General features: G+C 60.5%; 7 protein-coding genes. 2 read left to right on the top strand and 5 right to left on the bottom strand.

Translation table 11 applies throughout. The features are described 5' to 3' along the window. The 4 genes from ACFE0K_RS02510 to ACFE0K_RS02495 all read right to left on the bottom strand — a co-directional run. A partial coding sequence (locus tag ACFE0K_RS02510; protein ID WP_434534564.1) for a hypothetical protein occupies positions 1 to 594 on the bottom strand: 594 nt, incomplete at its 3' end. Between the two features lie 55 nt (positions 595 to 649). Then, complete coding sequence (locus ACFE0K_RS02505; RefSeq protein WP_434534563.1) at positions 650 to 1,513, bottom strand: hypothetical protein; 864 nt, start codon at positions 1,511 to 1,513, stop codon at positions 650 to 652. A gap of 117 nt (positions 1,514 to 1,630) precedes the next feature. Further along, a complete protein-coding gene (locus ACFE0K_RS02500) occupies positions 1,631 to 2,164 on the bottom strand; it encodes a hypothetical protein (protein ID WP_434534562.1) in 534 nt (177 codons plus the stop codon). A gap of 170 nt (positions 2,165 to 2,334) precedes the next feature. Continuing rightward, the gene (locus ACFE0K_RS02495) at positions 2,335 to 2,922 is read right to left on the bottom strand and encodes a superoxide dismutase (protein ID WP_434534561.1); all 588 of its coding nucleotides are present in this window, start codon (positions 2,920 to 2,922) and stop codon (positions 2,335 to 2,337) included. A gap of 458 nt (positions 2,923 to 3,380) precedes the next feature. Here ACFE0K_RS02495 and ACFE0K_RS02490 point away from each other — a divergent pair, with 458 nt between their 5' ends. Together ACFE0K_RS02490 and ACFE0K_RS02485 are read left to right on the top strand one after the other, a co-directional pair. Continuing rightward, on the top strand, positions 3,381 to 4,562 hold the full coding sequence (locus ACFE0K_RS02490; RefSeq protein WP_434534560.1) for an acetyl-CoA C-acyltransferase: 1,182 nt from the start codon (positions 3,381 to 3,383) through the stop codon (positions 4,560 to 4,562). Positions 4,563 to 4,962: 400 nt separating this feature from the next. Next, positions 4,963 to 6,786, top strand: coding sequence for a beta-ketoacyl synthase (locus ACFE0K_RS02485; protein WP_434534559.1), 1,824 nt, complete (start codon positions 4,963 to 4,965; stop codon positions 6,784 to 6,786). 108 nt (positions 6,787 to 6,894) lie between these two features. Here the strand turns inward: ACFE0K_RS02485 and ACFE0K_RS02480 are convergent, their stop codons facing one another. Beyond that, positions 6,895 to 9,519 carry a DUF6351 family protein gene (locus tag ACFE0K_RS02480; RefSeq protein WP_434534558.1) on the bottom strand — a complete coding sequence of 875 codons (2,625 nt, stop codon included), beginning with the start codon at positions 9,517 to 9,519 and terminating at the stop codon, positions 6,895 to 6,897. Positions 9,520 to 9,546 lie beyond the last annotated feature (27 nt).

Below are 9,546 nucleotides of genomic sequence, written 5' to 3'. Positions count from 1 at the left end.
GTTGTCCGGCGCCGGTTGCGACGTAGAGATCGCTGCCGCTTGTGGCCGGTCAGCCAGGCGACTGATCCGCGAAGACAGGCCTTGCAGCTTGCTGTCCATCTCGTTCAGGCGCGTCGCCAGCTCGGCACTTTCGCTATTGCTGTTGCGCTGTTTGGCCATGGCCACGGTGAGCCCGCGTACCTTGGCATTCAGTTCGCGCAAATCGTCACGCAGGCTGTTGACCACCGCATCGCCAGGAGCCGCTTCAGACGTGGCTGGCGCTTTTGCCGTGCTGCGAGTGCCTTCTCTTGCCTCTCCCTGACGCTGCGATGCCAACTGATAGTACTGCTCTCGCAATTCACTGAGTTCACGGCTGGTTTCAGCGTGGGCCAACCACTGACTGGCGGCCAACAGCAAGGCAATTACCGCCAGCACCAGGGACAACCACAGCAAGCCGGAGTGACCGCCCTCGCTGACCGAGATGGGGTTGGTTTTTTTGGGCGTGCGCAGATTGACCGGTTCCAGATCCGGCCCCGGTACCGGGGTCGCTACCGCCAGTACATCCTGATTCAACCCCTGTAAACGTCGCTCTTTACTTTCCGGCAACTTGGCCATGGCAAGACGCTCTTTTACTTGTTGTTTTTAGCTGATCACCACCCCCCGTGGCCGATCAGCGCCCTTCCAGTTTATCCAGCCGACTATTGACCTGCAGCCGGTAAGAATCAAACGCCGCAATCGCCGCCTCTGTCTCATCCAGCCGATTTTTCAACGCTGCCAGCCCGGCCTGGTTTTTTTCCACCTTGGCCAGACCGCTTTTCAGGTTTTGCTGCTGGCTTTCCAGCTGATTGATATTTTCCGCCAGCACATCCACCTGAGTCTGCATCTGACTGATGCGGGTCTGCCACTGTTCACTGCTCTTGTTGACGGCAGACACCGCACTGTCCACCTGCTTTTTCAGGGCAGCGGTGTCCTTGTTGATCCCCTGCAGTTTGCCATCCACCCCGGCCTGGGCCTTTTTCACCTCATTAAGAGTGGCTGACAGTGCAGTCAGTTTCTTACTCTGCTCGGCAATATCCGCCCGGTTGCGCTTGTTGCTCAGATCCCAGAGTTTGCGGATTTCGGTGTTGTTTTCTTCCAGCTTCTTGCCTTGAGCGCGGACCGTATCCTGCAGCTGCCCGGACGACTGGTTCAGGCTCTCGTCGGTGGCAGACAACCGGGACTGAAGATTGCCGAGTTTCTGACTGGATTCCGAGATGCGCTCGTCCATTTGTGACTGCAGCACGGTCATCTGTTTCTGGAACCAGACTCCCATCGCGGCGATCAGCACTACCAGCACCAGACAGGCAATCATCCAGCCACCACCGCCACCATGGGAGGGCGGTGCCGACTTCCTGGGGGTCTTGGGAGGCTTGCCCGCCCCCTTCTCTGTCGGCTTGTTGCTGCCGGCAGAAGAAGGCCGGCGACCGGCATCACCATGATCATCCACGGTGACATCATTGAGATTACCCAGATTTACTTCACGATCTCGCGTCATTCCTGTGTCCTGCATCCCGGATAGTCCGGTTCATGGCCCGATTGACAAATAGTGCCACAGAGGGCACTGCGGCGCTGCCGAACAGCGCCCATTTAGTGCTGCCTGATTCTGAAAAGTTTATTCGCCGCTTTTCTCGAACAACGGCTGTTCGGTGGCGTAGTAGACCATATCACCCAGCTCGTGCTTGCCTTTTTCGTTCTTCAGCAACGGCAGGAAAATCACCCAGGGGCGTACATCGCGGTGGTCTACCTGCGCCCATACCCCGGTGACTTTTTCACCATTTTCGGCGGTGATGTCATGCAACCGGAATAGCCCCATCAACTCGATATCCGGTTGCTCCTTGCCGATCTTTCGCAGCTGCCGGAACAGGCCCTGGGCCCACTCTTCAGCGCTGGGTGCATCGGCCTTATCACCGGAATAACCCACCACCCGTACCGTGTCACCGGACTGGATCAAGCCGAACGGGTAGAGGCCGCCGGAACGCTGGATGGCCTGCAGTGCCTGGCGCAGCCCGGCTTCTGCCAGCTGATCCATGGCTTGTTGCTCGGGGCTTTTCTGTTTTTGCTCGGCGGAGGCTGGCGCTGGCCCTTCTGCCATGGCAGCGGTTGCCGACAACCCCATCACAAGAAAAAAGATTCCCAAAAAACGCATATCACACCTGTTATTTTCATTAACCTGGGGGTTGGACCACACAAAACCCGACAATATCCCGGGAGGGACGCTAGCAAACTTCCCTCACCGCCGCCAGACAGACACGAAAAAGGCCGCAAAAGCGGCCTTTTTCACTACCTGAACGGTATCCCTTTAAGAGATAAGCCGTCTTAACCGGCAAAGTTGCTGGCGGCAAAATCCCAATTGATCAGGTTCCAGATGGATTCCAGATACTTGGGACGAGCATTGCGGTAGTCCACGTAGTAGGCGTGTTCCCACACGTCCACGGTGAACAGCGGAGTCTGGCCGTTGTCGTGGGCGATCGGGGTATCCGCATCGTCAGTGTTGACGATTTCCAGGCTGCCATCGCTGTTCTTCACCAGCCAGGTCCAGCCGGAACCGAAGTTGCCGGTCGCCTTGGCATTGAACTGGGACTTGAACTCGTCGAAGGAACCGAAGGCGGTATCGATGGCCGCAGCCAGATCGCCGGTGGGGGCGCCACCGCCATTAGGGCTCAGGCTGTTCCAGTAGAAGGTGTGGTTCCACACCTGGGCGGCCTGGTTGAACAGACCGCCTTCGGCGCTCTTGATGATCTCTTCCAGGGATTTGCCTTCGTTGTCGGTGCCGGCAACCATGTCGTTCAGCTTGGTCACGTAGGCATTGTGGTGCTTGCCGTGGTGATACTCGAGCGTCTCTGCAGAAATATGCGGTTCCAGTGCATTTTTCTCAAACGGAAGCGGCGGTAATTCAAAAGCCATAGTCATTTCCCCTGACATCATGTTGTTCTGTTGCGGCTCGGCAACAGAAAGAAATTCCCCGCTGACGGCATGCCTGCCGCCAGCGGCTGAACGATAATAACAAGCTACCGGTAATGATCTCCACCACGAGCCCGGCAATACCGGGGATTTCCCTGTGCCGTAAAAGCGCATGATTCTCATCTGCGCTACCCGTGACCGGCAGGTCCCTGTGAGATGGGGTGTATCCCCCTTGTTTCAAGTACAATGCGCCCCAAATTTTGGTTACTGCTACCTGAATCCGTGACTTCAGCGTGGATGCATGGCGCAAGAATTTGTTGTCACAGGGGATTTTCTGAAGAAGCTTCGTATCAGGGAATACGATCGACTGAAGAAAAATTTTCTGTGGCGGCAAAGGCTTGCGTCAGGCGCCGCGATGAAGTCACGGATTCAGGTACTATTTTTGCTGGCAGGAGAAAACGATGTCTGATGATGCTGTAGTAATTGTAAATGGTGCCCGTACCGCCATGGGTGGCTTCCAGGGTGCCTTGTCTGCGGTTTCCGCTCCCGAACTGGGCGCCGCCTCCATCCGTGAAGCGGTGTCCCGTGCTGGCCTGAAGCCGGAAGACGTGCAGGAAGTCATCATGGGCTGTGTACTGCCCGCTGGCCTCAAGCAGGGCCCGGCCCGCCAGGCCATGCGTCTGGCCGGCCTGCCGGACAACACCGGTGCCACCACCATCAACAAGCTGTGCGGCTCTGGCATGAAGGCCACCATGTTCGCCTACGATTCCATCAAGGCCGGCACCAACGACATCGTTGTTTCCGGTGGCATGGAATCCATGACCAATGCTCCCTACGTGCTGGACAAGGCACGCAGCGGCATGCGCATGGGCCACGGCCAGGTGTTTGACCACATGTTCCTGGATGGCCTGGAAGATGCGGAAACCGGTCGCCTGATGGGCTCCTTCGCCCAGGAAGTGGCTGACAAGCGCTCCATTACCCGCGAAGACATGGACAACTACGCCATCGAATCCCTGAACCGCGCCAATGCCGCCATCAACAATGGCTGGTTCAAGGACGAAATCGTGCCGGTGACCGTGAAGACCCGTAAGGGTGAAGTGGTTGTCGACACCGACGAGCAGCCGGGCAACGCCAACATCGACAAGATCCCCACCCTGCGCCCGGCCTTCGCCAAAGACGGCACCGTCACCGCCGCCAACGCCAGCTCCATCTCCGATGGCGGCTCCGCGCTGGTACTGGCCCGCGAATCTGTGGCCAACGAGCGCGGCCTGAAGCCGCTGGCTCGTATTCTCGCCCACGCTACCAACAGCAAACACCCCAGCGAATTCACCATTGCCCCCATCGGTGCCACCGAAGCGGTAATGAAAAAAGCCGGCTGGACCGTGGACGACGTGGATCTGTTCGAGATCAACGAAGCCTTCGCCATGGTGGCAATGATGCCGATGATTGATCTGGGCATTCCCCACGAGAAAGTGAACATCCACGGCGGCGCCTGTGCCCTGGGTCACCCGGTGGGCTCCACCGGCTCGCGCATCATCCTCACCCTGATCCACGCGCTCAAGCGCACCGGCGGCAAGCGCGGTGTGGCCAGCCTGTGTATCGGCGGCGGTGAAGCCACCGCGGTGGCTGTCGAGCTGGTGTAATACGCTCAACGCTTGATGCCAGACAAAAACGGGGCCCTTGGGCCCCGTTTTTTTGTGGGCGGAGCCCCGTCCCCCCTCCCTCTGTAGGAGCTCCTCTTGAGGTGCGAACCAGGCGGAGCGAGGTGGCAGAGGAGCGTGATCATTTACAGAAACCTATCAGGCCCTGGAATGCCTGATCGCCCTGCGGGCGATTTCCGCGCTGACGCGCGGTTCGCACCTCAAGAGGTGCTCCTACAGCAGCTTCGTAGCCACCCACATCCCGAAACATCCGCTTTCACTTTCAAACTCTGTTGCACTTTCCTGACCGGATTCGCCCTCCGTCGTATACGCAAAACCGGATTTCACCTGTACCCTGACCGGCTAGTCACCATTTTGGGTTGGGCATAGGCCCGGGAGCACCATGTCAGCATTACCCGTTATTACCGCCATGGGCGGCATCAATGCAGCCGGCCGCAGCGCCCTGCATTTCGGCTTTCAGCGACTGATTTTCAATGCCCTACCGGAGGCCGGTCGCCAGGACACCCTGCGCTCTCTGGGCCAACTGACCGGTCACAGCCCGGACAGCCAGCTGGCTGCCACCCTGATTCGTGCCCTGCCCGATTCCCACCGTCTCCACGCCGCCATCAGCGGCACCAGCGACATTCCCGTTACCCTGGAAATGCGCAACATGGACCTTCCTGACCCGCTACCCGCAGGCTGGCAGGTCTCCCCTATCGACAAGCGCCGCAGCCGCGTCACCCTGCCTGCAGGGCTGGACCTGCGTGTCCCCCATGATGCCCCGCGCCGGGTCAGCGCCGCCGGCCAACTGCCGGACGGCTTCGACCCCGGCGCCCTGTATGCCTCGCGCAACCACCCCCGCGCCCTGCAGATGGCCATCTTCGGCATCAGCGATGCGCTGGGCGACCTGGGCATGGACTGGGCCACTGTGGCCGGCAAGGTGCGCCCGGATCAGGTAGCGGTTTATGCCAGCAATGCCATGTCGCAGCTGGACGACAACGGCCTGGGCGGTGTCATGCGTTTCCCACCTAACGGCCAGCGCATCACCTCCAAACAGGTGCCGCTGGGGCTGGGCGAGATGACCGCGGATTTCCTCAATGCCTACGTGCTGCACTCGGTGGGCACCACCGGCGGCATGCTCGGTGCCTGCGCCACTTTCCTCTACAACCTGGAAAAAGGCGTACAGGCCATACGCAGCGGCAAGGTGCGGGTGGCCATCGTCGGCACCAGCGAGGCCCCGCTGGTGGCGGAAATCATGGAAGGCTACCGGGCCATGGGCGCGCTGGCGGAAGACCAGGATCTGGCGGCGCTGGATGGCGCGACACAGGCCGATGTGCGCCGCGCCTGCCGGCCGTTTTCCGACAACTGCGGCTTTACCATGGCCGAGTCTGCCCAGTTCACTGTGCTGATGGATGATGCCCTGGCACTGGAGCTGGGGGCGGATATTCTCGGCGCGGTGCCGGATGTGTTCATTCACGCCGATGGCGCCAAGAAATCCATCTCTGCCCCCGGCGTGGGCAACTACCTGACCGTGGGCAAGGCCGCCGCCCTGACCCGCCAGCTGATCGGCGAAAAGGGCCTGCGCGAACACAGTTTTGTCCATGCCCACGGCACCGGCACGCCCCAGAACCGGGTCACCGAATCGGTGATTCTTGACCGGGTGGCAGACGCCTTCGGCATCCGCCATTGGCCGGTCACTGCCATCAAGGCCTATGTGGGCCACTCGCTGGGCAGCGCCGGCGGCGACCAGTTGGCGGCGGCCCTGGGCAGCTTTGCCCAGGGCGTGCTGCCGGGCATCCGCACCATCGACCACATCGCCGGCGATGTGCACCGCCAGCACCTGGACTTCGCCATGGACCATGTACCGCGCGATGACCTGCAGGCCAGCCTGATCAATTCGAAAGGCTTTGGCGGCAACAACGCCACCGCCGTGGCCCTGTCAGCGACAGTCACTGAAGCCATGCTGCAACAGCGCCATGGCAACAAGGCCATCACAAATTGGCAGGCCGCTCGGGACAGTGTGCTTCAGACCAAGGCCCGTTTCCGCGACCACTGCCTGAACGAGGCGCCCAAACCGGTTTACCGGTTTAACGACGGAGTGCTGGGGGACGAGCAAGTCAATTTGAGTGACAAGGCGGTGCAGTTGAATAACGGCCAGGTCATGGCCTTTGATGACGATATGGCATTCCAGGATTTCCAGCTCAACGACCAGCAATCCGATCACTGAACAGTAGGCGCTTGCTTGCAGCCGAACCCTGCCAAGCGGGTTCGGCTGCAAGCAGCCTCCTACAGGAACACCCTGCCTCCAATGGGGTGACAAGGGGGCTCTCAGCAATCAGCGAATCTCCACCTCGAAGGCTGGTGAGGCCCAGCCCTGCGGGGCAGAAGCCGCGTCGCCGGTCAACGGTGCACCGCCGTAAATAACCTGTTCCGCATCGCCGTACTGCAACCAGGTCTGCGTGGGCATTAGCCCCTCGCCGGGCTTGCTGTAATCGCAGACGCCCTGCGGAAAAATCGTCGCGACCTTTTCCGCGAAGCCCTCCGGATCCAGCACCGTGGGGTAATCCGCCGGGTCCACCGGTTTCAGTTGGCACTTGTTGGTCAGGGTTTCAATGCTGTCGCCGGCCACGGTGCGCGGAGTACCGAAACGGGTCTGCACCACGGTCTGCTGCAGCTCCACGATCGGGTCAGTCAACGGTGAGAGCAGCTCCCCCAAAGTGCCTAGCAAGTCTCCTAGTACCGGCAGTTCCGACACCACCGGCAGCTCGCTCACATCCAGGCCACAGATCTGTCCGGTGAGCGCATCCACCACCACCCCGGCTTCCGCCGGCGCCGGTGGCAACAGGGACGGGTCCAGGCCCGGCAGAATGGGTTCCGGATACAGCAGGTTACCGGTTAACGGCACGATGGGACCGTCCGGGCCAAACAGGGACGACACCGACAAACAGCGATCACGGGCATAGATCGGCTTGTTGGCCAGCACTTTCTCCGCCACGGGGGTGGCCGTGTCATCCTGTTCAATCTCTGACAACCACAGGTCCATCACCAGCAAGGCTTCCGTGCTGAACACCGTATCGCCGAACAGCGGCGCCGGGCCATACCAGATCACATGGTTGTCGGCGTGCCCCTGGCTCTGTTCCAGCCGGGCACGCATCTGCCAGGAGTGGTAGGCATCGTGGGCAATGCCCGGATCCGGGCCACGCAGATCAATGATCGGCACACCGGCCAGGTGCTCGGCAGTATTGATGGCGCCGGTACGATAGGCATTGCGCAAGGCCTGCGGATCCGCCACTGTGCGCTCGGTCTGGTAGTCGATATCCACGCTCAGACCACCAACCTCACGGTTCACCTGCAGGAATTGCTCGCCGGTGATCAGGCCGTTCTGTAATGCCTTCAAACCATACTGAACGCCCACATTATCCAGCGGAATACCGCCAAAGCCACGGCCAAGCAGCTGCTCATTGGCACTCCATACGGCGGAATCGCGGGGCCCGAACTGCGTGATCATGTAATCCAGCAGGCCGCAGCGCAGGCCATCAGGCTGTGTCTCGGCGTCATACACCGCCACTCCTTCCTGCAGACCCGGGCACTCTTCCTGGTTCGGGTAGGCGGACGGAAAAAAGGCCAGATCGGATACCACCGGGTTCAGCGGCAAATGACCATAAAAGGCGGACCACTGCGCGGCCGGAATCACCCCGGAGGTCAGCAGCGAGCTAAACACCTCCTGGAAACCCTCGGCATCCATGGGTATCTGGTTGCCGAAGTAATTGCTGAGCAGGTTGTAGTCCGCGAACTGGGTGGCGGTGGTCCAGACATCCGGGTAGGAGCATTGCACGATCAGCCCCTGATAAATGCCCGGATAGGCATTGGCCACATGCTGCTGAGTGATGGCACCACCGGAACAACCGGTACCGATGGTGTAACGGATTTCCCCGTATTGCTCAACGATGCGCTCCTTGGCCATCATAAATGACTCTGCGGCCGTCACCAGATTGGCGTTATGCCCCAGATTGCCCTGTGCGGTGGACAGGGTCATGAAACCCCGCCCCAGTGCCGTGGTAATGCTGTCGCCCAAGAGCAGCTCCCCGCCCTCAGGGGCCGTGCCCGAAATGTCCCCCCGTGGCGCTTCGCCCATACCGTAGCTCAACCCCACATTGCCACCATGATGAATCAGCAACTTGCCGTTCCATTGCGGTTGCGGTGTCAGGGCGGTCCAGGGCTGATCCGGCTGATAGAGAGTCATGATCAGGTAACGGTCTCGATTCTGAACCCCTTCCTCCATGCGTACGATAAAGGGCGTTTCTACCCCTTCATCCGTGGTGATTCGGGCAATGCTGTCATCCGCAGGCGGGTTCGTCGGGTCATAGGGCTGGAAGGCTTGCGGCAAGCCGGGGTTTTCCGGGTCGAAATTGGTCAGCAGGCTTTCCAGCTTGTTGGCCGGCACATACTGAAAGGTGTATTCCGGTGGCTGGTTGCACTGGGCATCCACTGCCTGCTCGTTGGTGCACTGCCAGGGCTGCAACTGGGGGCCGGAAAACACCGGGCCGCCGTTGGGGTGGTTGATGATCTGCCGCTCCAGCACCGATTCATCCGCCAGCACCACGGTGACCGTGTTGGCCCCCAGCGCCAGGCCTTCCAGTAAGCCCTTGAGGGTGCCCTCGCTGGTGCGAGTCAGTTGCTGGGTCACCTCCCGGACACCCAGCATCACTGTTGCCCCGCTCAGCAAGGCACTGTCGTCAGCGGTAATTTCCACCAGCGCATCCCCGCCACTGATCAGGTCCGCACGGTTGGACAGCACGCTGATGTCCCCTTCCCCTGCCCGTGGAGCCTCGGGAATATCCGGATCGGGAGTGTTCGGGACCGGATTACTGGCAGCCGGCGACGATGAAGAACCGCCACCACCACAGGCTGCCAACAGGGCCACCAGGGCGGTAGCCAGCAAACGAGAAAGGGCTTTCATGGGACACTCCAGGCCGGCGCGCTGACC

Source organism: Alcanivorax sp. (assembly GCF_051117345.1).
In the GTDB taxonomy this organism is placed as follows: Bacteria; Pseudomonadota; Gammaproteobacteria; order Pseudomonadales; family Alcanivoracaceae; genus Alcanivorax.
Note: the sequence above shows the minus strand (reverse complement) of the source record. Positions and strands in the feature narration are given on the sequence as shown.